The following is a 25,467-nucleotide window of genomic DNA, read 5'->3' as shown; positions in this document are numbered from 1 at the left end:
CTTTTTCTTTTCAAATCACTCAGGTATTTTTTTCTTTTACCGTCCATTGTTCTGTGAGGGAAAAAATGGTCACAAAAACGGTAGAAGAAAATTGTTATCGAATTGAATCCAACCGATTGGATGTATATTCTGCCGCAAGTTTAGAGGAAGATATGACAAATATCTTTGAAAAAGGAGCCACCTCTCTTTACTTAGATTTTTCCCAGGTAGAGGAAGTATCTTCTGCCGTCCTTGGACTTCTTTTATACAAAAAGATGATCTATAGCAAGAAAGGTGTAAGGTTAATGCTTATCAATGTAAACCCACAGATTCAAAAAATATTGAAAATTTTGAATCTTAATGCACATTTACTTCTTTAGTTTGTGTTCTAAAACAAGACCAGAATGTCCTGGAATCTGAATCGTTTCTCCAAAAACTCCCGCAGCACCAAACTGATACAATACTTTAGATCCTTTAAGGATAGGTTCCTGTATTTCTTTTTCACCAAAATTTAAATACACGGTAATCACCTTATCCAAAAGAATCCTTTCAAAACACAATAGATCATTAGAACTTGTGGATTTTGTTTTAAGACTTCCCGTTTTTAAAACCTCAGATCCTTTTCTTAAATGAAAAAGCGACTTGTAATGGTTCCAAAGAGAATTTTCTTCTTTTCTTTGACCACTGACTGTATCCGATGTTTGGAACTTGCCAACAGGTAACCAAGGCCTTCCAGTAGAAAATCCAGCATTTTCATCAGTATCCCATAACATGGGCAGACGACAATTATCTCTATTGATATAAATTCCAAGAAGATTGGATAAAAAAAGAGGTACAAACCGATTCATTTTGGCAATGGGATCTTTTCCAAGGAAATTGGAAATCCTTCCTTCTTTTCTACCGATTTCATCTCCATAATATACGACAGGAATGCCTCTTGCTAAAAACTGGAATGCAGAAAGAACTTTTGCCTTTCGGATATCACCACCTAACCGGTCTATATATCGTCTTTGGTCGTGGTTACCCAAAACATAAGTTGGAGTGAATGGTGCATGAAATTCTTTTTCGTTTTTTTCTAATAGGTTTTTAAAAAATTTGGCATGATAATCAAAATGAATTAACTCAAACTGAAATACTAAATTGAGCCCATCGGCTTTATCTCCCAAAAAAGATTTTAAAACTTTGTCAGATCCACTCACCTCACCAATCAGAAATGGTTTTTGTTTGTATTTAGAAATATGTTTTCTTACTTCTTTGGCAAATTGAAATGATTCGGGTAAATTTAGATTATAAGTTTTTTTTTGAAAGAACGCCTCATCGTGGTTATCTGGTGTAGGGAAATATCGAAGGCTAAACGGATTGTTTTTGAAACTTTCATCTTTATAAATGGAGTTAAAGATATCTAATCGAAACCCATCGACTCCTTTTTTTAACCAAAAATCCAAAACACCAAACATGGCTTTTTTAACTTTTGGATTTCTATAATTAAGGTCTGGCTGAAAGGATAAAAAATTACTATAATAATACTCACCGGTAGTTTTGTCGTAGTTCCAACCGGAAGTCCCTACCATTGATATCCAATTATTAGGTGGTTTGTTTGTCCCCTTTTTCCAAATATAAAAATCCCTTTGGGGGTTTTCTTTGGAAGATTGGGATTCTAAAAACCAAGGATGTTTGTCCGAAGTATGGTTCATCACCATATCAAGAACCACTCGCATCTTACGTTTGTGAATTTCTTTGATGAGTTTGTCACAGTCATCCATTGTGCCAAACCGTGGATCAATGGACGTGTAGTCAGAGATATCGTAACCAAAATCTTCGCCCGGGCTTCTGTAAAAGGGGGAAAACCAAATGGTTTCCACACCCAAATCACGAATTTGGTCCAAACGCCCAAGAATCCCCTGTAAATCGCCGATCCCGTCTCCATTGGAATCTTGATAGGACCAAGGGTAAATTTGATAAATTGAAGTTTGTTTCCACCATTCCATTTTGTTTTCCATGACTTTTCTAAAACTTCCCCGTTATTTCAGTTGCCTCTTACCTAAATACCGAATTTCTGTTCTTTATACAAGCAGGTAGCAATGGATAAAGAAAAAATCAAACTTTCCGGTTTCAACAATCTGACAAAAGTTTTGAGTTTTAACCTCTACGATTTTTGCATCACTTTGGATGACGAACAAAAAGGTAGATACGTAAGTTATATCCACGACAAATACAATGCTAGCAAAATTACAGAAATCTCTAAAGAGATTGTCAAACGAATTGATGCCAATATCCTTTCGGTTTCTGCACAAGACTACGATCCTGTAGGGGCTTCAGCTATGGTTCTAATGAGTGATGTGAAAGGTGGCGGAAATCCAATCCCTACGGCACAGGTCAGCATGCACCTAGACAAATCACATATCACTGTCCACACCTATCCCGATGCGGCAGATCCTGATGGGATTTGTTCTTTTCGAGTGGACATTGATATTTCCACTTGTGGTGAGATCATTCCTCTCGACTCCATTAATTTTTTATTCGAAGCCTTTGAATGTGATGTGGTTTATATCGATTATGTAGTTCGCGGCTACACACGATTAGCGGATGGTAGAAAAATTTACAACGATCACCATTTCAATTCCATTTTGGATTTTGTAAAACCAGAAATCAAAAGAAACTATACCTTCCTTTCTGATATCAATATGCCACAAGACAACACTTGGCAGACAAAAATGATGATACGAGAACTTGGTCCAGAGAACTATTTACTCAATCCAACGGATATTTCTCATCCTGATGTTCCAAATAAAATGAAACTACTCAGAGAAGAAATGAAAGAAGTTTACCACATGATCCATTAACATTTGTTAATGATTATCATATAATATTTCTTGTTTCAATTCAATCCATTCTTTCTCTCCCAATTTCGGTATTAAATACATAGTATCACGGTTGGGTGGGACTAAAAAAAATTGAGTTCCATGTTCGTCTCTTTGTTTTAACGATGGATGAATTGGAAGATAAGCACCTAACTTGCGATAAAAAACAATTTCTTCCTCTGTCTCTGGCCTTAATGCCTTAATCTGTATGCTTTTTTGGTAATAGGCCAAATATGAGGATATTGCTTCTTCTGATTCACTAGGATCGGTGACTAAAAAATAGAAGGATGATTGGATTTCCGGAAATCTCTCTTTAAAACGGCGAAGGGCCTCCAGTGCTAAAGGACATTTTTTACCACAACCCACAAGACCTGGATAAATCAAAATCCAAGAATCCCGTGGTTCTTTAGAAAATTTTTTCGAACAAAAAGGACAGTCCACTAATCGTGATTTTCCACCAAAGAAAGAAATCATAAAACTTAAAACGAAAAGAATTAAGATCCCGAAACCAAAAAGTAGGATTCTTAATAAAAATGGATTAAGATTTTTCATCTTCGATGATTGCCGCTAAGGTTTCTACCGAATCTTTCAAACCATTAAATATAAAATTTCCTTTATCAATGAGGCCAATCATATTCGCGCAAGTGCCTAAATTGGTTTGTGTTTTAACATTTAGGTCAAAAATGGATTTAGAAATATCATCCATACTTGTGGATTGTTCTTTACTGGAGACTTGCATTTCTTGAGCAATTTGATCCAAAGTAAGTAAGGCTTGTTCTTGTTTTTCAAATGCAGAAAGAGTTCCTGTAATTTTAACCGTCAGCTCTCGCATTCCTTCTTCTGAAGAGAGAATGGACTTCACAAAACTTTGAACGGTTTGGTTGATTTGATTGGACTGTTTGAAACTTACTTGGATGGCCGATTTAATTTTTCCCGAAATGGACGAAATGTTTTTAGTAGCTTCTGCAGTGGAATCCGCAAGTTTAGAAATTTCAGAAGCAACCACAGCAAACCCCCGTCCTGCATCACCAGCACGAGCCGCTTCAATTGATGCATTTAACGAAAGTAAGTTGACCTTTTCTGCAATATCAGAAATTAATTCTAAAATTTCTTCCATTTTTTCAGAATCATCAACAGCAACTTCCATCGATTGGTAAAGACCGGAAAATTCAGTTTCTGTTTTTTTAACACTATCGGCTGACTCTTGGATTTTGGAACGCATCACTTCTAATGAAGAAACAAAACCCTCACTCAAACTAAATAAATTCCGATTTAATTCCTCAACCGTTTTCACTTCACCAATCTGGCGATTGGATCCTTCTAAAATCAATTGGCTGGAAGCAGCAGTTTCTTCTGTGGCCGCAGAAATGGCTTCAATCGATGAGGATTGTGTTTGGAATGAAGTTTGGAATTCCTTTACTTTCTGCGAAATCAAATTGGAGTTTTCTATAAATGTTTTTGTACCAGTAGAAACTTCATCTAGAGCTGCTGTGACACCAGCAATCACAGTTTCCAAATTAGTTTGGGATTCGATTTGTTTTTTTAAGTCAGTTACAGAGCGAATGGAAAAATAAATGAGAATCCCCGTTTCAAATACTACAAATAAAGCATGGGTAACAACAATATCAAGTCCTGTTCCATAACTGTAAACCATCACTTTGGTTCCCCAAATCACGGTACCAAATTCTTGGACATAATTTCCCACTAAGTGGTGTACGGCGATGGTAGCAGCGGCAACAAACAAAACCCTCCAATCTTCATAAACAAAAAGAATGGCAAGAGCACTAAAAACATGAAAGTGCATCTCGATCCGGCCAAATTGTGCCTGGATCATAAGAGCACTAAACATCATAAGAGTTGCTCCGTTCCATGCTCTAAGAAAAAAAGAGCCACGTGCTATCTTATAAAAAAGAAAGGAAACTAAAGAAATCGCGAGAGCAGAAAGGGTTACTACGGTTGTCGCTCCATAACCTAAAGAAAGAAAAAAAACAAGAGGAGTGTGGGCCAAAATCGCCCAAAGAAAAAATGTATCTACTTTTTTTTGGCGTTCCGAAAGAACCGCTGCCAATCTAATATCCATATGCTAATAGACGAATTAAAAACAAGAAAGTCTAATCAATAAATTATTTGTTCATAAAATTTTAATCTTTCATGTTCTGGAATGATGATATTTGGATTTCTGATCCATTTTTTTTTACGTACAAATACAAATGTATGGGGTCTTTTTAGTGCCGGTTCCATCCACTCTGTTTTGCAAAATGAATCCAAAGAAAGCCAGAATTCTCTCTTGCGTTGTCGAAAATAGATTCTGAAACTTGTTTGCAGAAGGTATATTTTGGAACCATTCAATGATCCCATAAACGCAGAAACTCCACACACAGGAGACACAACGGATCCAATATTTTTTATCCAACTACCTAAAAATATTGCCAGTTATTCCATGACTTCACAGGCCATTTTAGAAGAACTTCGTGTGCGCCATAGACGTCTAGAAATGCATGGGAGCGCTGAAATCACACCCTCTCTACTGCTTACGGTTGATTCCATTCCTGAATTCCTTTCCAAACAAGTACAACTTACCGAAAGTCATAAAACACAAATCGCCATTGCCGAAGCTCTAAAGGAACTGGCAGGTCTTACGGAACATAACAGGGAACCTGTAGTTTATTTTTATCCATTTTTGTTGCCAGTGGATCAAAAGCTGACTATGCGAATCAGCATGATAGCGCCACAAAACAGAGAAAAGACGGATATTACTCCCTTTCGTCGTGCCTGCTTTAAATACAGCGTTGACTTAATAGACCAATTATTAAAAAACCGAGCCAGTCGCGAAATTATTTTAGATGAAGTACATCCAGGCTCAACTTTAGTTCGGACAGACCAAAAAGGTAATACCTATTTTTTTCCAACAAAACTCAGTTATGAAACAGAACTCGAATTAATGATTCGCAAAACAATGGAATCTTATGGATACATTCCCATGAAAGATTTCATCCAGGATGTAATCACAAGAGGAAAAGAGACTGCTAAACTAGTAGAAATCATTCCGGGATACCATCTGATTTTACCAAATGGTACACATAACCCTGAATATGCACGTCATTTGGCAGTGCAACTGGACGGGTTAAGAACTTTTTCCTTTCCTTATCTCAAACGGTTTGCCAATGAAAACAAATATGTTGGTTTTTTAGACAAATTAAACGAATTGGAAATTGGTATTCCGACTCATACCGAAGAACTTCTAAAACTGGGAATTAATCTTGTTCCTAAACTCACCACTCTACTCGAAGAATTTCCCTTTGATAAATTCACAACCGAAGAAGGCAAACGAATAGGAAATAACATAAAAGATAGTCTTTTAATTTTAGATAAACTTTCGAAACGTTTAAAAGAACAAAAAAAAGAAGATTCCGAAGAGGCAGTCTCTTCACTCATCAAAACACTTGGAAAACGAATCGAGGATAATACTACAAATACACTCACTCTCACTAAAATCGATTTAATTTCTGAAATAAAATCTTTAGGACTAAAAACAGAAAGGGAAGTAACAGACGTTATTTCCAAAATAGTTTCTTCTCTTTCTGAAACCTATGGATGTTTGGCTATGAAAGAAGAAACATTTCATATCCTATTTGCATTGGATCAGAAAAAACTTTCGAAAGTAGAAGCCAATACTTTGGCTCTAGCCAAAACAGATTTAAATTATCGAAACGAACTTCCTATCTTAGACCAAATCCGAGTGATCTTAAAAAATAGATCGGATGAAAACATAGATAAAGAAGAAATTCTAGAAAAAGTAGTGGAGGAAGAAAATGATACAAACCAAACGAGTTCCAATGAACCAAGATTTTCTTTTTCAGCACTCCAGGAAAAATTTCATGTCCCCATTGGTGTTTTTAGTTTTTTAACTTTAGCATCAGTAATTACTCTAATTTCTTTATTTCTAGGTTCTCTAGATTATATTGTAAGTGGATTTATGTTTAGTTTCCTTGTGGGACTTTTTTTTGGATATCTCTATCGTAACGATGGAAAAAAGAAACAAATTCCAGAAAAACAAACATCCACTGTTCCCAAAGAGAACCGGTCTCTTGGAATTGCAAAAGTGGCAGAAGGTTTTATATATCCAAAAAAGTTTAATAGCATTGCCGAAAAGGTTTATGATTTTAAAAGATTACGAAATCACATTGAAGATTGTGTAGAAGATATCAAAAACCAACTCCCGGCAGTTGATCAAAAAAAAGACACAAACAAAATTGTGGCAGAGATTGAACATGCCATCTTACAGATTTCTGTTGTAATGAAAATCCCTGAAGCCATCCAGTTAAAAAACAGGCCTAAGGAACTTATCCTTTCTAAAGCAGACTTTCGCACTATTTTATTTCGAACCCAACTCGCAGAATACTATCGTAAAGAAGCAAGCATTTATAAATCTGACCGAGACCAAATGGATTACATTCAGTTTATCATCAGGGAATTAGAATTTGGCTATAACAAATATTTGAAATGATAAACCTGGTTTTATGAAGTCATTTGTATACACAACAATTACTATTTTATTTCTAACATCCTTTTCCCATTGTACAAATAAGGATGTAGTCAATGCAGAGGAATGGTTTGAAAACCACAAGGAAGATCGGGTCCTAAATCTTTCGAACAAAGAAGTGGGAGTCCTGCCGGCATCCATTGGAAATTTGACAAAAGTAGAAGAACTTACCCTCCAATACGACTCACTCAAATCGCTCCCAAAAGAGCTGGGTAACCTGAAACAATTAAAGATCCTCAATCTTTTTGGTAACCCTCTCCAAACCCTGCCAGAAGAAATTGGAAATTTAGAAAACTTGGAAGTACTACTTCTAGGAAGAACGGAACTGACTGAAATTCCTCCTGTTTTAACACGATTACAAAAATTAAAAACTTTGGCAATGGATGAAACCAAAGTGCAACTAACAGAGGCCGACGTAGAAGTGATCGCCGCACTCCCCCATTTAGAAATCCTTGATTTAAGCCTTATGAGGGAGTATAAAACTCTTCCCAAAAACCTCGCAAAACTTAACCATCTAAAACAACTCGTTTTACAAAAAACCCTACTCGAAAAATCCGATGTGGTAAGACTACGGGACGAACTCCCCAATGTCCGAGTCAAACTCTAGGAACTGCAGATTTTTTTTCCGTTTTCTCTTTGGCCTAGACCACAAACATTGGTCTTACTATGGCCAAACCAGAAACGGAAAATCCCTATTCTAAAACGGTTCTTCTCCCTGAGACCTCCTTTCCCATGAAAGCCGACCTGGCAAATCGTGAACCAGGTCAAATTAAAATTTGGAAGGAGAAAAAAGTCTTCCAAAAGATGAAGGAAATTCGTAAATCCAAACCTTCGTTTGTATTACACGATGGACCTCCTTACGCCAATGGAAATTTCCATGTTGGACACGCTCTCAATAAAATTTTAAAAGATATCATTGTTAAATCAAAATCTCTTTCCGGTTTCCAAACCGATATGATTCCTGGTTGGGACTGTCATGGACTTCCCATCGAAGTACAGGTGTTAAAAAATCTTGGTAAAGAAGCAAGGAACACTAGCCCAAGCGAACTTCGAAAAAAATGCCGTGAGTATGCGGCTGAGTTTGTAGGAAAACAAGGGGAAGATTTAAGTCGATTTTTATGTTTCTGGGAAGAAGATAAAAAGTATCTCACCATGGCTCCTGAATTTGAAGCAAGGATCGTGGAAGTATTTGGATCCCTTTTTGAAAAAGGATATATCTACAAAGGAAAAAAACCTGTGTATTGGTGTATTGATTTAGCGACTGCCCATGCGGAAGCCGAGATCGAATACCAAAACCATGTCTCCCCTTCAATTTATGTAAAGTTTGCAGTAAAGGGCGAGGCCGACACTTACTGTTTGATCTGGACCACCACTCCCTGGACACTTCCGGCAAACCTTGCGATTTGTTTTAATGAGGAACTAGACTACTCTCTTTTCCAATCTGATTCTCACGGAAGACTGATCCTTGCGGATGGATTAAAAGAATCTGTAGAACAAAAAACAGGGATCACTCTCACAAAAATTAAATCGTTAACGAGCACCGAACTGGGAAAGATGACCTTCTTACATCCGTTTATCGATCGTGAATCCATCCCTCTTTTTGGAAATCATGTGACACTCGATGCGGGAACAGGTTGTGTCCATACTGCCCCAGGCCACGGAACGGATGACTACCGTGTAGGAACGGCAGCAGGACTTCCTCCGCTTTCTCCTGTTGATGATTACGGTCGTTATACGGACGAATTTGAAATGATGAAGGGAATTAAAATTTGGGATGCCAATCCTAAAATTGTAGAACTCCTAAAAGAAAAAAATGCCCTCGTGCATTATTCTGAATTCACTCACTCCTATCCTCATAGTTGGAGGAGTAAAAAACCTCTCATCTTTCGTGCAACACCACAATGGTTTTTTTCCATCGACCACGATGGTCTCAGAGAAGATTCTCTAAAAGCGATCGACAACGTAAAATGGATTCCTGATTGGGGAATCACTCGCATCCGCTCTATGGTAGAATCAAGACCTGACTGGTGTTTGTCGAGACAAAGGAACTGGGGAGTTCCCATTCCTTCTTTTACTTGTAAATCTTGTGGATTCACACACCTTGATGACAAAACGATCAAACACTTCATCCAGATTGTCAAAAAAGAAGGGATCGAAGTTTGGTATGAAAGAGAAGCAAAGGATCTTTTACCAGAAGGAACCAAATGTACAAAATGTGGTTCTGAGGAATTAAAACAAGACAAAGATATTTTGGATGTTTGGTTTGATTCAGGAGTTTCCAGCTTTGCCGTATTTGGTGATTCATTAAACAACGAACCTGCCGACTTATATTTGGAAGGTTCCGATCAACACAGGGGATGGTTCCAATCATCTCTTTGGCCATCCATGGCGATTAGAAAAAGGCCTCCTTACCGATCTGTCCTCACACACGGTTATGTGTTAGATGAAAAAGGTCATGCGATGTCCAAATCCCTTGGAAACGTGATCAATCCCACAACAGATATCATCAACCAATACGGAGCCGATATCCTTAGGCTTTGGGTTTCCACCCAAGATTTTCGAGACGATGTCAAAATTGGAAAGGACTCGATCAAAACGGTGGCGGAGGCTTATCGCAAAATCAGAAATACCTTCCGCTATCTCTTAGGAAATACCAAAGCAGAAGTTCTTCAGTGGAATTTGAAAAAGGAAAATTTAGAAGCCATTGATCAGTATTACCTTCATAAATTAGCAAAACTGAATGAAGATGTTAAAAAATTGTATGAGAACTATCAGTTCCATCAGGTTTATCATCGAATTCTAGTTTTCTGCACAGTGGATTTATCCCAAGACTACTTTGAAATCATTCGGGACAGAATGTACTGTGATGGCAAAAACTCAAAATCCAGAAAATCTTCTGAATATGTTTTGGCAGTCATTTTAGAAACCTTAACCAAACTCCTCTCACCGATCCTTTCGTTCACAACGGAAGAAGTATGGACGGAATTTGGTTTAAAAGATTCTGTATTTTATTCTGATTTTTCAGACTTATCTTCCTTACTTGATTCCGATTTAGAATCCCAATTTGCACCTGTCTTTGAAACAAAAGAGGTGGTGCAAAAAGCTCTCGAAGAAGCAAGAAAATTGGGAAAACTCGGGAAATCATTGGAAGCTGAAGTTCTCATCTCAGGAGATTCCTTAAAAGATACAAAGTTTTCCAAAGACGACCTAAGCCTATTCTTTGTGGTATCGGAAGTTTCCTTCGATAACAAAGAAATTAGTGAAGTGTTTTCGGAATGGAAAGGAGAAAAAGCTTCTATCCAAATTCGTAAACCTCGACACTATGAATGCCCAAGGTGTTGGCGTCATGTTTCTACTGTGGAAGGAAAACTCTGTGTTCGTTGTGAAGAAGTGGTTTCCCAACTTTAAACTTTAGGTTGCAGTAAAGAAATTACTTCAGTACACAAACTTTAAACTAAAAAAGCCGATGGGTGTTTTGGATCTATGCAAGCATCCATCAGCTTTTTTTATTCTTTTAAGATTCCTTCTCCAGAAAAAAGAAACAAAATCACAAAAGGAAAGTTTGGTGTGAATACCTTAAGAGGCTTTTTTTCGAAACTTTCTTAAAAACCTTCCCAAAATAATATCTGCTTCGGGTAGTTTGGTAATCCCTGCCACCGTAAAGTATAAAACCACTGCCGGGAGAATCGAAACCACAAGACAAAGCCGACTTACATTGGCAAAACCAAGTCCAAAGCTATCGGAAAGATAGGTAACTAAAAAAGGTTTTATGATCCATTCAGAAACAACTAACCAAAGAAAAAGTCCAAAGAGGGCCGGCACCATTTTCAAAATACGAAACCAGACAGTGAGAAAGGGAATTTTTACTTGGTGGGCTTTCAAATAATACAATAATAAGGAAGAAGTCACCGAAGCACTCAGAGCCGAGGCCAAAGCAATGGCAGAATGTTTTAAAAAGAACATAAGCCCAATGCTCACCAAGATACTTAAGAAAAAAGAAACCAATTGGATTCTTAAAGGAGTTTTTGTGTCAGAAAACGCATAATAGGAAGAAACCAAAACTTTATTAATACTATAAAACGGAATCGCAAAAGAATAAAAAACCAAAGGATAAAAAGCAGTGATCGTTGCTAAATGGTCCCAACGTCCCCCGTAATAAATCGAATCCAAAACCGTTTCCCCAAGTACCGCCAAACCAATGCTTGCTGGAAGAGTTAAAAAGAAGGCAAACGACAATACATCAGATATTTCTTTGGGAACATTTTCTTCTCTACCTTCGCGAAGGTCCTTCAAAAGAGAAGGCAGGATGGTCGTGGCAAGTGCCACTCCAATGATTCCCGTAGGAAGTTGGACAAGCCTTTGGGAATAATCCAAACTTACCACAGCCCCAAGTCCTGGGTTTTGGTTTTGGATGTAGTTGGCGAGGAAAATATCTACTAGAAGTCCGATTTGGTAAAAACTTCCTCCAAGCGCAGCTGGTAACATCAATTTAAAAATTTTACGAATGGCAGGATGTTTCAAATTCAAACGAAAGATGGGACCATATCCATTTTTGTATACATACCAAGCTTGGACGAGAAGTTGTAAGACCCCTCCCGTTACAATTCCATAAGCAAGAACAAAAACTTTTTCCCGAATTTCATGATAAAAAGGAAATATAAAAATAAAAACGATCAAATAACTAAAGTTAAGGATGATGGGAGATAAAGAAGGAACAAAATAATTATGATGTGAGTTAGAAATCGACATAAAAATCGAAGACAAACTGGCAGTCATTATCAGAAAAAACAAAACTAACGAAAGTTCAACGACAAGTGCCCCATATTCAGGTGACCCACCCACAAGTGCCGGCAAAAAACCTGCTGCAAAAAACCAAAACAAAGCTACAAATAAAGACAAACAAAGGAAAAGGAAACTGAGAACAGTTCCTGCCATCACCCTAGCTTCTAAAATGCCGATCTTTTCATATTCAGAAAAAATTGGCATAAAGGACTGGCTAAGTGTTCCTTCTGCCAATAAATTTCGAAACATATTGGGAAGTCGGTAGGCCACACTGAATGCAGAAGCAACCATCCCTGTTCCAAAACTAACAGCCATAAAGTGGTCACGCACAAGACCCAAAATTCGAGATAAAAATGTATAAAAAGATAGGGCAAGTGAACGCCTGGCACTTGACTCACTTCCCTTGGCTTGTTTTGTCATAAGACCAGACTTTAGAGTGGATTCAATTTTTCAAGAAAACGCACAGAACCGTTGGTACTCATTTCGAACTGAGTGGAACACCCAGGACATTCGTGTTTCCCAAATTTATGAAGTCTTAACCTTGTTCCGCAAACTTCACATTGGATGATACGTTCCATGGTTTCTAATTGTTTTGTTTTCGATTGAATGTAACTTGGAATCGTAATTCTTTTTTCTTCCGAACCTGAAGAGGTTTTATAAACTGCAAACCTTCTCTCCAATTCATGGTTTAAAGTTTCTTTGATTTCCAACCTTAGGCTATTTAGTTTTTCTTCTAAAACTAATTCCATAGGAGAAGAAGAGTTAGGTTGGGTCGGGGAAACTGGTTCCTCTACTTCTTGTTCTGGGATGGATTCCAATTGAGATACGGGTTCTTTTTTTTGAGATAAAGAATCTTTTTCTCTGGTTTTGCCTGTAAAATAAAAACGAATCCGATTTTCACTTCCCACATGAGATTGCGGTGCTGGCTCCGTGAGAGGTTTCATTTCGGGAGGATTCTGACGTTTCGGTTCCATTTTTAAAAGAAAAGATTCTGCCTGATTGTGATCCCTGAAAATCGGAAGTTTATCGAAAAGACCAACAAGAGTTAGAACATCTTCGACTTCTTGTTTCACTCCATAAATGGCGTATACGGCACCAATCTTAGTAATCTGTTTATGGATTTTCACCATCACACTGATTCCGTTGGAGGTAATAAAATCTAAAGCCCCGAACTGGAACAAAAATTTTCTGTATCCCTTACCTAATTGCGATTCAAAATAACGGTAAAAATCTTCAGCGCTAGTTCCGTCTAAACCACCTTTCAATTGGATTGAAAATACTTTATCTTTGGCTTCCATAATCTATCCTAAAAAGATCGCATCGCGAACGGGTGTTTCTTTAGAACCTGGGGAAACATGAGAAACCATTGGTCCCTCTGAAAGAATTTCCACTTCACTTTCTGGTCCAGAACTTACATTGGTTCCTTCGATTGGTACTTCCGTTAAATCGACAATTGGTTCCACGTGACTCTCTGGTGTATCCATTGTTTCTAATGTTTTTTTCTCAAACAAGGGAAGGTTCTTTGCCTCTTTAGGTAAAACGGAAGAATCTTTTGCAACTAACATCGTATAGGCCACGAAGGCACCTGTTAAAACCAAACTTACAATGAATGCAAATAAAATATAATTTAATACCATCCATTCCACAAGTTTCCATTGGTTTTCAAAAAGTAATCCTAAGTTCCCTCTTTCATATACTAAAATCACAAGTCCTGACACATCCAAAGTCCCTGGTTTGTATAATGGAGAAGTAAGCCTGACCGTATTCGATTTAGCCAGTGGCAAATAAGATAGAACCCATTCAAAACCTGACCTAACCTTTGGATCTCGTTTGGAATTTAAGATGGGATTTTCTCCATTTTCAGGTTCAGACCATTGCCATTTTTTCATCCGTATCCCTTTTTTGAAAAACGTGGAACGGAGAAGTGCCTCATCAGGTTTTCTATTTTTTAATTCTTCTGGGGTGTAGATGGTATCCGTAGAAACAAGAAGAGTGGCATCTACTGAATACAAACTGATTTTTTGAATGTAAAACTCTTCGGGATCTTTTTTTGATTGTTCTACATACCGATGGAACATTTTTTCTAGTTCCACATAACCTTCGTTCTGTAGTCTTTGTTCTGAACTTTTTGCCAAAGCCAAAGTTAAATCACGGGCTCTATGGTCAGAAACAAATTGTTCTTGGGTGAGAGCATTTTGTAAAGATTCATAAAAAGTCCAAACCACAGCACTGAGAGCCAAGGCCTCACAGAGGAAAAAGAAAAGTATAAAGGATAGAAAAAAACGTGAATATTTCATAGATCCCCCTTATACCTTTCGGCTATCCAGGAGAATTTACAGAGGAAAATACGTTAGAATTTAAGGGAGTAAGTCTATGAATGTTTTCGTAAAAATCTCTACAAATTCCCTTCGTTTCTTCGGGAAATCCTTATCTTTTCCCAATCGAAGGAGCGATGTCATGTCTTCCGACTTTGCGCCACAAGGATTGATGAGAGAAAAGGTAGAAAGATTGTTCAATCCATTTAAGGCGAAACCAAAGCTTGTGAAATAGGACTTAGCAAAGATGCCCTCGGAGACAAGTTTTCGTTTGTGTTCTTCTGTGGTATAAAGTCCCGGAGCCTTTGGATTTTCTTCCACGGTTAAACCCCAAGTTTCTTTAATAGAGACCACCAAACTTTGGTTTAAGACACGTAAAAAATCACCCAAACTTAAATTTCTTTTTTTCAAATCGATATGTAAGTATCCCACAATTTGGCCTGGTTCATGGGCAGTAAAGTCCCCTCCCCTCGGCAAGGTGACCATCTCTACCCCAAGAGAATTCAGGTGAGAAGGCGAAACCAAAAGATTTTCCGCTTTCGCACCTATGCCTCCTGTCAAACATGGACTGTGTTCTAAAAAGAGCATGGATTCCCTTCGATTTTTCCTGGAATTTTCCTGGAATTTCACGTATCTTAAGTACGGAACGATCGAAGGAAACAGGTAAGAAGGAAGTCCTTTTCGATGGAGAAACTTTGTCATGCGATCCTTTGGATCCTCGAAAAATCACCCAATGGGAGAGCCCGCCTGGATTTGGCGAAACTGCTCTACTATTCGGATGGTGTTCATTTCCAAAAACATGCGGAGATGATCACAAGAGGAGACTATATCCACTTAGAAGACTCCCCTTACCCCGTCAAACTGAACGAAGCACTTTTATTTTTGAAAGAAAAGGGACATATCGATGCCATTCCCAAAATTGAAGGGAATGGCATCCAAGGATTTACGTTACGATTCTTAAAACCCTTAGAGGGACTTGTCCTTTCTCGGGAAGACAAACGAGTGATGATGAAGGTTCTCGAAGCCTTTCGTGGCCGGGTAGTGGATGAAAATCGCCATTACCCCAACCTCTACGAAAATTATGTGGTCACTCCCCTCTTCGATTCCATTCCGTTTTCCGTCGATCGGATCAATACGAAAATCCATGTTCTTGTCCAAAAAAGCCTTTTGAATCTATCAGGCAAAATGTTTAGAGTTTTATTTGAGAGGTCAGAATGATCATCACTGTTTGCAAAGGCAAAATCCATAGAGCCATCGTTACCGAAGCGGAGCTCCACTACGAAGGTAGTCTTACTGTTGACCAAGACCTAATGGATTTGGCAGGAATGAAACCTTACGAACAAGTAAGCGTTGTGAACGTCAATAACGGTGCCAGGTTCGAAACCTACCTGATCGTGGGGGAACGCGGTTCTGGAACCATTTGTTTGAATGGGGCAGCGGCAAGGCTCGGAATGAAAGGGGACAAAGTCATCATCATCACCTATGGTCAGGTGGATGAAAAGGACCTTTCGGCAGATTACAAACCCAAAGTGGTCTTCGTAGATGAGAACAATCGTCCGAAAAAAGCCTAATTTCCCTAATTTTTCTAGGTCATTTCTTCGATACTAACTGTATAAACCAAATTGGTAGTCGGAACATGAACAAAACAATATTCGCCATTTCATTCACCCTACTCACTTGTGCACTTTTTGCACAAGAAACAGGGAATACACAAGGGACAACGGGAGCGGTTGCTTCCAAAGACGGCCGTGACTTGTATCCACTTTCTATTTATGATGCAAGAATACGCCTCAAAGGTGTAAACTTTGTTAGACGACATGCTGATACAGGAAAAGGCGAATTTTTGGATGTCCAAGTGGAATTAGAGTCTCGAGTTCCAGATAACCAAGAATATGCAATTTATGTTCTTGCGGGATACGAGGGAGACCGGACCAATCCGGACGAAAGAAGACTCATCCCTTACCCTGCTTGGAGAAAAGCAGATCCTGAAAAAGACGAAAGAACTTTATACTTTTCGAATGTAATGCCTACTCCGGTCACTGCTAAAGAAATCTGGGGCGAAGAAACTTATGCTAAGAAAAAAGCCGAAGTAGAAAAACGTCATTTCGCAGGGTTTGAAGCAGAAATGCCAGAGCCTAGTTTTACAGAAGTTGTGGATTACCTATGCAAAAACAACGCAAAAGCACTCCCCTTCACTCTGTTTGGCGAAACTGGGCCAACGAAAGATAAACAAGTGATTTATAACTATGTAGCACAAACTGAGGATGAGAAAAAACGCCAAGTGCATGAAACTCTTCCTAAACATACTTATACCATCTACAATAATAAGTATCGTGCGACGATCACAAGTCACCACTACACACAATACAGACCAAACTTTCTTACCTTTAACAAAGTGGCTGTTCTCATCTTTGATACAAAGAAACCAACCAATAACCTTCTTTTTAGAAAGTTCATTGATATTTCTGATTTAAAAATTACTTACTAATTTGATTTTCCAAGGCCGAAGTTTTGGCCTTGGTTTCCGACAAGATTGGCCATCCAAAATCCGTTTGGATTTTTAGTGGTCGGTGCCTTCCGGGCGGATGGGGGGAGATTGTTCCGAAGCCCTAACCCTCCACTCTTCCTCGGGATGGTTCAAATGCAACCAACCGTTGGCAAAATCCCAACGACCATCCAAATCTAAAAAATCCCAGAAAATAGCCTGGTTCATGTATTTGTAGGTGTCGAGGAGGTCCAGTAAGTCTCTTTGTTTCCTGGGCGAATTTTCCATTCTACTCCAGTTTCGGTAGGATGGCCCCCCGGTCGATGTTTTTTATGGACAAAACGAATCGATTCTGCCGAAAATGATACCAGACTATGGCAATCACAAAGGAAAAAAAGGCTGACTTTAACGACAAACTGGTAGATTTCAAAAACTACCTTGAGGAACTGAAAAAAGAAGCCAATATCTACAAAGTCCAAGCCAAAAAAAGTAAGGAGATGGAACCTTATTTTAATCTCTCTCTTGCCATTAACTCCATCAAAACGATTAACACTTGTATTGTGATCAACGAACTCTCCACAGCCATTTTAGAAATCAATAATAACAACTATTTAGAAACTGCCAGGAAAGAAATTTATAACTGTATATCCTATATTGAAAAAACAGTGGGAAACAATGTGGATGGTTCCCTCTCCGAAAACAAAGAACTACTTTCAAAGATTGAAAGGTTTACTCCTACACAAAGACTAAACCTTATCAAAGGCTTACTCCAAGCCATAAAAAAAACCACTACTGCTTTTGGAACCAACTCTAAGTGGAAATGGTCTTGGCCAGACATCCATTTCCGAGTGGCAGCTTGTACTAAAAATCTTTTCGACTTCATTGCTTATGAAAAAGAACAAGATTTGGAAAATCCTTATTACTATATCCGCAAAGAACATTTCAACCTTGTCATTGAACTTGCTAACCAAGCAGCCCAGGATTATAGGACAAAATTTGAAATGTCTACACAAGATTCCACAGATTTGAAACATTCTGTTGAAATGTTGGAGATGAACCGCAAAATTTTTCAAATTACTGGCGAAACTGAGGATTTGGAAAAAACAAAAACACTCATCGAGTCCTTTCAACAAAAAATCGCAGACCTCGAATCCGACGATAAAAAGAAAAAAAAGAAACAATAATCGACGTTTTTCCCTAGAATCCCCAGTCTAGTTTATAGAAAGGCATTACTTTTCAAAAGGAGATTTCGAAATATGGCACTAACGGAAGTCACAGACGCCAATTTCAAAGCAGAAACTGCTAAGGGCGTAGTACTCGTGGATTGTTGGGCGGAATGGTGTGGGCCATGTCGCATGGTGGCTCCTGTTCTTGATGAATTATCACAGGAAATGGCTGATATCAAAATTACTAAGTTAAATGTTGATTTCAATCAAAAGACAGCTCAGGAATTGGGAATCCAGTCTATCCCTACCCTTCTTCTCTATAAAGACGGAGTATTAGTAGATAAAGCCATTGGTGCTTTACCGAAACCACAAATTAAAAAATTTATAGAAAATCACAAGTAGGAAATAAATTATCCCCTAATGGTCAGTTCAGAACCGAATGGTTTTACCGCGCTCCCTAGAGGGGGATATTTAGTCGATACAACCGAAGGGTACATCCAAATTGGATCCCCTCCGGAAACAATTAAAGACACCATGGGGCTTGAAAAGAAAACCCCTCTGGTGTTTGTCCTCCCCAATAAGTTTTTTCATGTTGAAAAAGGCATCTCTATTGCGGAATTAGAATTTCCCATTTACTTCAACTTCTTCTTTCGCGGTGGAAAAAAAACATTTATCGTATGTTCGGCAGAACAAAAAGAACAGCTAACGATTGTTCTTGGGGAATCTCTTATGGGACCACAGGAACTAAACCTGGCATCAGAGTTTATTGATGGAACGATGAGTTTTGGTTTTCCCGATATCAAAGCAGAAATGGCCCATTTCCGTAGTTACAAAACAATGGAAGAAGTGGTTGAATTTATTTTATTTGATGAAAACCACAAAGCACAGTTTGGAAAAATCACTATCGAACAACTTCCCTCCAATGAATTTCTCATTGTGGATGGAGATAAAAAAATTAAAACTCCTGGGGAAGTTGACTTTCATGTGAAGTATGACATTGGAAAGAGACTCGAAGAACCTTTCCAACCCCCTATCATTGGAATCACTTGCCTTGGGCCTTCTCACGGTTTTGATCCTACAGACAATACTTCCGGTTTTATCATTTGGCTCAATGGCCAAGGGATTATGGTAGATCCTCCAGTGAATTCTACCGAGTGGTTACGAGAATCCAATGTCAATCCTAAGTTTATCAACTCCATCATTCTCACCCACTGTCATGCCGACCACGATGCGGGAACTTTCCAAAAGATATTAGAAGAATCTAAAATCACGATCTATGCCACAGCCACAGTAATGGAATCTTTCCTAAAAAAATATTGTAGTTTAACAAAGATTCCGCGAAGAGAAATCACAGACCTATTTGATTTTATACCTGTTGTCATTGGAAGGCCTACCATCATCAACGGGGGAGAATTTTATTTTCATTATGCACTGCATTCCATTCCTTCCGTGGGATTCGAATTTTTTTTCCAAGACCAATCCTTTTATTATACCTCCGACCACTTAAATGACCCAGAAGCCTTGGAAGAGATGTATAAAAAAGGGGTATTTCCCGAAACAAGATACCAGTTCCTCAAAGATTTCCCTTGGGATCGTAAAATCATTTACCACGAAGCAGGTGTTCCGCCCCTGCATACAAAGATTAGTTACCTGGCATCCTTACCAGAAGAAGTACAAAAACGAATTACAGTCTATCATATTGCTGCCAAAGATATGCCTGAGGGAAACCATCTAACACTTGCTAAGTTTGGAATTGAAAATACTTTGTATCCGGAAATCACACCTCCCAAACACCAAGAGGCTTTCCAACTTTTAGAAATACTTTCGCAGATTGATATTTTCTCAGGATTCCCGATTGAAAAAGCAAAGGAGTTTTTGCAAATCGTTAAGGAAGAAAAGTTTCGGCGTGGGGAACAAATCATCAAAAAAGGAACCCACGGGGATAGGTTTTTTATCATTGCCTCTGGAAATGTTCGCTTTGAAGGTTTATCCGGTGACCCAACAGCCGTTAAACGGTATGGTACTTACGAATACTTTGGGGAAGCATCCCTGATTTTGGATACAGCACGCCAAGCGGATGTGTATGCAGAAACAGATGTGGTAGCACTTACCATTGAGAAAACCAGATTCTTTCAGTTCATCCGTGGATCGAAACTCCACGAAAACCTTACCAAACTAAATAGCATCAGGGAAACCAATACTTGGAAAACACTTACCGAATCCCAAACCTTCCGGGGTCTAACCAGTTACCAAGTCACACAACTCGAACTCATCTTAAAACTGGAAACAGTCAAAAAGGAAGTGGCCCTAATCGAAGAAGGCCAAACCTTCCATAATGCTTTTATCGTTAGGTCGGGAACCGTTGTGGTCATGCAAAACCACAAAACCATTCGGGAATTGGGACCCGGGGACTTTGTAGGGGAAATATATTCTCTCACAAAAAATCTTCCTTCCAATTTTAGCTTTGTGGCCTGGCCGGGAACGGAACTCTATGTGCTTTCGGAAGAAGATGCCATCCAATACATCAAGAAAAATCCTGGTGTCTATATGAAGCTGAACACTGTTTATAATTGACCTCAATTCGCCATTTTTGTAACATTTCCATATCAAGGAGTCACAAATCATATGGAGCGTATCCTCCCCTTTACTGAAGAACACCATCAATTCCGCGAGATGGCTCGGAAATTTTTTGAAACAGAAGTAAAACCACATCACGAAGAATGGGAAAAAAACCATATCGTACCTAAAGAAGTTTGGAGAAAGGCAGGAGAAAACGGTCTACTCTGCCCAGATGTCCCTACCGAATACGGCGGTTCTGGCGCTGACTTTCTTTATAATATCATCATCATTGAAGAATCTTCAAGAGTGGGAAATAGTGGATTTTTTATCTCCCTCCATAATGACGTGATTGCCCCTTATATCTCCACTTATGCAAGTGATGAACAAAAGAAACGTTGGCTTCCTAAATGCGCATCAGGCGAATCAATCTTAGCGGTTGCGATGACAGAACCAGGTGCCGGATCTGATTTAAAATCTCTTCGCACGAGTGCCGTCGATAAAGGTGACCACTTTGTAGTGAATGGACAAAAAACTTTTATCTCTAACGGACAACTAGCAGATCTTATCATCACCGCAGTCAAACACGACAACGGAACCATTTCCCTTGTAATGATTGAAGAAGGAATGAAAGGATTTGAAAGAGGTCGTAACTTAGATAAAATCGGTCTCAAAGCCCAAGACACTTCTGAATTGTATTTCAACGATGTGATTGTTCCAAAATCAAACCTCATCGGCAAACAAGGACAAGGTTTTCGTTACCTCATGCAAAAACTCGCACAAGAACGTTTGGTTCTTGCAGTTGCTGCTGTGGAAGCAACAAGACTTGTTCAAACCATCACGCTCCAATACATCAAAGAAAGAAAAGCATTCGGTCAAAAGATTGGGTCTTTCCAAAATACAAAGTTCAAAATGGCAGAAATGGCAACGGAACTTGAAATGGCACAAGTATTCTGTGACAAAGTGGTCATGGAACACATGAAAGGTGAAAACACTACAGCAGAAGCATCTATGTGCAAATGGTATGCGACAGAAATGCAAAAACGTCATACTGATGAGTGTTTACAATTCTTTGGTGGTTATGGTTATATGATGGAGTATCCAATTGCAAGAGCTTACCTCGATGCAAGGATCCAAACCATTTATGCAGGAACTACAGAGATTATGAAAGAAATCATTGGACGAAGTTTAGGACTTTAGTCTCCACACATCCAAGATTTCCCATTTTCAAAATACAAACGACAAAAGTCTTTTAAAGAACCCGGTCCAATTTGGTCCGGGTTTTTTGTTTTCAAAGAGTGATTTTGATCGAATGAATTCTCGAATCCTTATACTCAGATAAAAAACAAATTTCTATCTAAGTATAATAATCGCATAGTGATTCTATTTGACAGAATTCCCTGTCTAAACTTTCGAATCCGCCTGAACTTCTTCCGTTTCTTTTCGTAAATCGGTTGTCAGCCGCATGGAACAAAAATGAGGGCCACACATAGAACAGAAATGCGCTTTTTTCATTCCATCCTGTGGGAGTGATTCATCATGATACGAACGTGCAAGTTCCGGATCAAGGGAAAGGGCAAATTGGTCTTCCCATCGAAACTCGAAACGAGCTTTACTGAGTAAATCATCTCTTTCTTTGGCACCAGGATGTCCTTTGGCAAGATCGGCCGCATGAGCAGCAATTTTATAAGCAATCACTCCATCTTTAACGTCTTGTTTGTTTGGAAGTCCCAAATGTTCTTTGGGTGTCACATAACAAAGCATAGCTGTTCCGTACCACGCAATCATCGCAGCTCCAATGGCCGAGGTGATATGATCGTAACCTGGAGCAATGTCTGTCACAAGTGGCCCCAGTGTGTAAAAGGGAGCTTCCATACAAATTTCTTCTTGGAGACGGACATTCTCTTGGATGAGGTGCATCGGAACGTGACCCGGACCTTCTACCATCACTTGCACATCATCGGCCCAGGCACGTTTTGTGAGTTCCCCCAATGTTTTTAATTCGGCAAACTGTGCTTCATCGTTCGCATCATTGATACAACCTGGCCGGAGGCCGTCCCCTAGTGAATAAGAAACTCCATATTTTTGCATCACTTTGGAGATTTCATCAAAATGCTCATAAAGGAAATTTTCTTTTTTATGATGGTTACACCATTTCGCAAGGATGGAACCTCCCCTAGATACAATCCCCGTAATTCTTTTGTCTGTTAGGTGGATATAATCCCGAAGAACCCCCGCATGAATGGTAAAATAATCCACACCTTGTTCTGCCTGTTCTTCCAGAGTTTCTAAAAATACACCAATGTTTAGGTCTTCTACTTTTCCTTTTACCTTCTCCAAAGTTTGGTAGAGAGGAACGGTTCCAATCGGAACTGGAGAATTCCGAATGATCCATTCTCTCGTTTCATGGATATTTTTTCCCGTAGAGAGATCCATCACAGTGTCAGCTCCCCAATGTAAGGCCCAACGAAGTTTTTCTACTTCATCTTCGATGGAAGATAGGATAGCAGAATTTCCAATATTGGCATTTATTTTTACTAAAAACTTTTTCCCGATGATCATTGGTTCCAATTCCGTATGACGTTTGTTTGATGGAATGATCGCCCGACCAATTTTTACCTCATTCAAAACGAATTCAGGAGTCATCCCTTCTCTTTTGGCCACATACATCATTTCTTCTGTAATGATATCTCTTTTGGCATAGTAGAGTTGGGAAAAATTCTTGTCCCCTCTCGCTTCTCTGGTTTGAATCCAAGGTTCTCTGAGTTTCGGGATTCCTTTTTTATAATCGTATTCATTTTCATGAATACAAAACATACCTTCCGTACGGTAAGATTGAAACTTAGTATTGTTAGAAAGTGTTATGGTTGTTTCTGGAATGGTGATGGGATGGGTGGGGTTTGTTTCCATAGTCAGGTTTCCTTAACCGGATCTAACCCAATGGAAAAAACTTGAGAAAGCAAAAACAGAGAGAAAAACTCTATTCTAAAAAACTAAGGAATAAACCTTAATCTGAATTTCTTCATTTTTCACGTTTCCCTTCGCAAGCATTACCAGGATCAGGTTCAAAAAGGGTATTTCTCAGCCAACCCCTGCCCCAATGAACATTGTGACAAAGGAAATAGCACCCCTAACGGTTATCTCTCAAATGATGACAAAAGATTTTTTTGGCAAGTCAATATTAACGGACCAAAAGAATTCAGGCATGTTTCGTTTTATTGACCCGAGGTAGATACTTAGCTTTCATTTGGGTGTATTTGACCTTGGATAAGATACTTTTTTCCCAATCGGCCGGAAATTCATCACCGATAAAAAACCGAAACATTCGTTGAAAAATGGATACTTGTTTCCAATATACTGTATTTTTTGCAGCTTTGTATAAATTTTTAAACTTTTGATTGGATAAAAAACTCTTTTTCACTTCTGGATATCTTTCCATTAACATTTCAAATATATAAAGTGTATGGTCCCCTTCATAATATTGTTCTATGATTTTATCCAAAACGATATTGGCAGAACTAATATCTTTCGAAAGAAAAACCCAATAAAATGTTGAATTGAAATAATACTCACAATGCATCACATCATCTGTATTTTTTAGGGCTTCGATGACGCGATCCCTTCCCGAATACAATGTTTGACCAATCAGTAAAAATCGACTAATGAAATTATCTCCCATTTTCATCATCGTATATAAAATATCAAAATGTTGTTTTGCCTCTCTTTCTGCTTTTTCCTCAGAGATTTTTTCTGCTTTTGAACAAAGTAAATGGTAAATTTTAACAAACTCCATTACCGGTGTGGATTCTTGATAAAAAATCGATCCAACAGTTTCGGCAAATTCAATTTGAGGTAAGTAAGTTTTACTTCTTAGTTCATCAAACTTTGTTTCAGAAATTTTAGTTTTCATTAAATTGTAAGATTCTTTTAAACTAGGTTCTAATTCTAAAAGATAAGGTATAATCGTTTGTTCGAAAAAAGGAGAATATTCAGCTTCTTGTTGGATTGGGTCCGTTGTATCAAAATAAATCCAACCAACATGAGGGATAAAAAAATAAATTTCAGAATTTAGAAACCCTTGCTCCAAATATTCTATCAGCTCTTCTTTGAATTCCAACTGAATGTCAAAGGGGGTTTCAAACTCTTCTAATAATTGACGAATGATAGAATATGGTTTTGAATTTAAAACTTCTTTAGTTATTTGGAAAAAATCGGAAGCCTCCCACTTATAATTATCAACTAAAAAGTTTTGAAGATTTACAAAGGATCTGGCGGCAATTGCATTGAAAGCTAATGCATACTTTTCTTCGAACCTATCACCAGAATATGATACAATGGCTAATTCTACTTGGATGGGACCAATCGTTTGGGAAATAGATGGAATTATATTTGCAGTTTCCTCTTCCTCTACTCTGGTTATATAAAAAATTGGCATCGCTAAATGGTTGTCGAGTAAATTCTGGATGAGCGAAACCATTGTTTTTCCATAGACTTTCAATTCATTTTCTTTTATAGAATCAACATTTAATTGGAAGGCAAAATAACTTTGGTTTAAATCAGGTACACAAAGTTTTCTAAGTGTGGAAAGTACTTTCGAGGCTTGGTCTGTGATCATCAATTCTCGTTTATGAGAATCTTCTAAGTTTTGCAAAAAAATCGGTGCGTATATTTTGAGTTGGTCTAACCTTGAAACACCTGATAGTCGAAACATTGCCATACACAACCTCCAAACATTCATATATACTAACATTTGGAAATAGTTGTAAATAAATATTAGAAC

Annotated in this window: 22 protein-coding genes; 12 read left to right on the top strand and 10 right to left on the bottom strand. The window is 38.3% G+C overall.

From position 1 onward, the window contains the following. Positions 1-65 precede the first annotated feature (65 nt). Entirely contained in the window at positions 66-359 is a 294-nt protein-coding gene (locus EHR07_RS17180; RefSeq protein ID WP_135746174.1) for an STAS domain-containing protein, read from the top strand. On the opposite strand, the gene EHR07_RS17175 is transcribed toward EHR07_RS17180, so the two are convergent. Continuing rightward, a complete protein-coding gene (locus EHR07_RS17175; protein ID WP_135746173.1) occupies positions 348-1,979 on the bottom strand; it encodes an alpha-glucosidase in 1,632 nt (543 codons plus the stop codon). The genes EHR07_RS17180 and EHR07_RS17175 overlap by 12 nt on opposite strands. An 81-nt stretch (positions 1,980-2,060) precedes the next feature. Between EHR07_RS17175 and speD the strand changes: the two genes are divergently transcribed. Then, the gene (gene speD / locus EHR07_RS17170) at positions 2,061-2,822 is read left to right on the top strand and encodes an adenosylmethionine decarboxylase (RefSeq protein ID WP_135746172.1); all 762 of its coding nucleotides are present in this window, start codon (positions 2,061-2,063) and stop codon (positions 2,820-2,822) included. 6 nt (positions 2,823-2,828) lie between these two features. On the opposite strand, the gene EHR07_RS17165 is transcribed toward speD, so the two are convergent. Continuing rightward, on the bottom strand, positions 2,829-3,392 hold the full coding sequence (locus EHR07_RS17165; protein ID WP_135746171.1) for a thioredoxin domain-containing protein: 564 nt from the start codon (positions 3,390-3,392) through the stop codon (positions 2,829-2,831). Beyond that, positions 3,379-4,908 carry a methyl-accepting chemotaxis protein gene (locus EHR07_RS17160; protein ID WP_135746170.1) on the bottom strand — a complete coding sequence of 510 codons (1,530 nt, stop codon included), beginning with the start codon at positions 4,906-4,908 and terminating at the stop codon, positions 3,379-3,381. The genes EHR07_RS17165 and EHR07_RS17160 overlap by 14 nt, the downstream gene beginning before the upstream one ends. Positions 4,909-5,175: 267 nt before the next feature. Between EHR07_RS17160 and EHR07_RS17155 the strand changes: the two genes are divergently transcribed. Genes EHR07_RS17155 through ileS form a run of 3 tightly spaced genes read left to right on the top strand, consistent with a single transcriptional unit; the run spans position 5,176 to position 10,791 of the window. Then, positions 5,176-7,347: a hypothetical protein gene (locus tag EHR07_RS17155; RefSeq protein ID WP_135746169.1), complete on the top strand. Its 2,172-nt coding sequence runs from the start codon at positions 5,176-5,178 to the stop codon at positions 7,345-7,347. A 13-nt stretch (positions 7,348-7,360) separates the two neighbouring features. Beyond that, entirely contained in the window at positions 7,361-7,990 is a 630-nt protein-coding gene (locus EHR07_RS17150; protein WP_135746168.1) for a leucine-rich repeat domain-containing protein, read from the top strand. A gap of 59 nt (positions 7,991-8,049) precedes the next feature. Further along, positions 8,050-10,791 carry an isoleucine--tRNA ligase gene (ileS, locus tag EHR07_RS17145; protein WP_135746167.1) on the top strand — a complete coding sequence of 914 codons (2,742 nt, stop codon included), beginning with the start codon at positions 8,050-8,052 and terminating at the stop codon, positions 10,789-10,791. Positions 10,792-10,959: 168 nt separating this feature from the next. Here ileS and murJ read toward each other — a convergent pair whose 3' ends face one another. From murJ to lipB, 4 genes are read right to left on the bottom strand one after another with little or no spacing between them, the layout of a single operon-like run. Then, on the bottom strand, positions 10,960-12,585 hold the full coding sequence (murJ, locus tag EHR07_RS17140) for a murein biosynthesis integral membrane protein MurJ (protein ID WP_135746166.1): 1,626 nt from the start codon (positions 12,583-12,585) through the stop codon (positions 10,960-10,962). An 11-nt stretch (positions 12,586-12,596) separates the two neighbouring features. Beyond that, positions 12,597-13,463, bottom strand: a complete 867-nt coding sequence (locus EHR07_RS17135; RefSeq protein WP_135746165.1) for an STAS domain-containing protein — start codon at positions 13,461-13,463, stop codon at positions 12,597-12,599. A 3-nt stretch (positions 13,464-13,466) separates the two neighbouring features. Continuing rightward, the gene (locus EHR07_RS17130) at positions 13,467-14,462 is read right to left on the bottom strand and encodes an LIC_12071 family protein (RefSeq protein WP_135746164.1); all 996 of its coding nucleotides are present in this window, start codon (positions 14,460-14,462) and stop codon (positions 13,467-13,469) included. Positions 14,463-14,522: 60 nt separating this feature from the next. Next, the gene (gene lipB, locus EHR07_RS17125) at positions 14,523-15,182 is read right to left on the bottom strand and encodes a lipoyl(octanoyl) transferase LipB (protein ID WP_135746163.1); all 660 of its coding nucleotides are present in this window, start codon (positions 15,180-15,182) and stop codon (positions 14,523-14,525) included. Between lipB and EHR07_RS17120 the strand changes: the two genes are divergently transcribed. From EHR07_RS17120 to EHR07_RS17110, 3 genes are all read left to right on the top strand, one after another. Continuing rightward, on the top strand, positions 15,165-15,698 hold the full coding sequence (locus EHR07_RS17120; protein ID WP_135746162.1) for a type II toxin-antitoxin system antitoxin SocA domain-containing protein: 534 nt from the start codon (positions 15,165-15,167) through the stop codon (positions 15,696-15,698). The genes lipB and EHR07_RS17120 overlap by 18 nt on opposite strands. Next, positions 15,695-16,051, top strand: a complete 357-nt coding sequence (panD, locus tag EHR07_RS17115; protein ID WP_135574270.1) for an aspartate 1-decarboxylase — start codon at positions 15,695-15,697, stop codon at positions 16,049-16,051. The genes EHR07_RS17120 and panD overlap by 4 nt, the downstream gene beginning before the upstream one ends. A 65-nt stretch (positions 16,052-16,116) precedes the next feature. Next, positions 16,117-16,968: a hypothetical protein gene (locus tag EHR07_RS17110; protein ID WP_135746161.1), complete on the top strand. Its 852-nt coding sequence runs from the start codon at positions 16,117-16,119 to the stop codon at positions 16,966-16,968. 72 nt (positions 16,969-17,040) lie between these two features. Here the strand turns inward: EHR07_RS17110 and EHR07_RS17105 are convergent, their stop codons facing one another. Further along, the gene (locus EHR07_RS17105; protein WP_135574274.1) at positions 17,041-17,253 is read right to left on the bottom strand and encodes a hypothetical protein; all 213 of its coding nucleotides are present in this window, start codon (positions 17,251-17,253) and stop codon (positions 17,041-17,043) included. An 86-nt stretch (positions 17,254-17,339) separates the two neighbouring features. Between EHR07_RS17105 and EHR07_RS17100 the strand changes: the two genes are divergently transcribed. The 4 genes from EHR07_RS17100 (at position 17,340) to EHR07_RS17085 (ending at position 21,887) form a co-directional block, all read left to right on the top strand. Then, a complete protein-coding gene (locus tag EHR07_RS17100; protein WP_135746160.1) occupies positions 17,340-18,149 on the top strand; it encodes a hypothetical protein in 810 nt (269 codons plus the stop codon). Positions 18,150-18,221: 72 nt separating this feature from the next. Beyond that, the gene (gene trxA / locus EHR07_RS17095; protein ID WP_004786415.1) at positions 18,222-18,533 is read left to right on the top strand and encodes a thioredoxin; all 312 of its coding nucleotides are present in this window, start codon (positions 18,222-18,224) and stop codon (positions 18,531-18,533) included. 18 nt (positions 18,534-18,551) lie between these two features. Further along, positions 18,552-20,705, top strand: a complete 2,154-nt coding sequence (locus tag EHR07_RS17090) for a cAMP/cGMP-dependent 3',5'-cyclic-AMP/GMP phosphodiesterase (protein WP_135746159.1) — start codon at positions 18,552-18,554, stop codon at positions 20,703-20,705. 51 nt (positions 20,706-20,756) lie between these two features. Next, complete coding sequence (locus EHR07_RS17085; RefSeq protein WP_135746158.1) at positions 20,757-21,887, top strand: acyl-CoA dehydrogenase family protein; 1,131 nt, start codon at positions 20,757-20,759, stop codon at positions 21,885-21,887. 204 nt (positions 21,888-22,091) lie between these two features. On the opposite strand, the gene thiC is transcribed toward EHR07_RS17085, so the two are convergent. Both thiC and EHR07_RS17075 read right to left on the bottom strand, forming a co-directional pair. Next, on the bottom strand, positions 22,092-23,597 hold the full coding sequence (thiC, locus tag EHR07_RS17080) for a phosphomethylpyrimidine synthase ThiC (RefSeq protein ID WP_135746157.1): 1,506 nt from the start codon (positions 23,595-23,597) through the stop codon (positions 22,092-22,094). A gap of 289 nt (positions 23,598-23,886) precedes the next feature. Further along, complete coding sequence (locus EHR07_RS17075) at positions 23,887-25,404, bottom strand: hypothetical protein (RefSeq protein ID WP_135746156.1); 1,518 nt, start codon at positions 25,402-25,404, stop codon at positions 23,887-23,889. Positions 25,405-25,467: the final 63 nt, after the last annotated feature.

It is taken from the genome of Leptospira bandrabouensis (assembly GCF_004770905.1).
GTDB lineage: Bacteria > Spirochaetota > Leptospiria > Leptospirales > Leptospiraceae > Leptospira_A > Leptospira_A bandrabouensis.
Note: the sequence above shows the minus strand (reverse complement) of the source record. Positions and strands in the feature narration are given on the sequence as shown.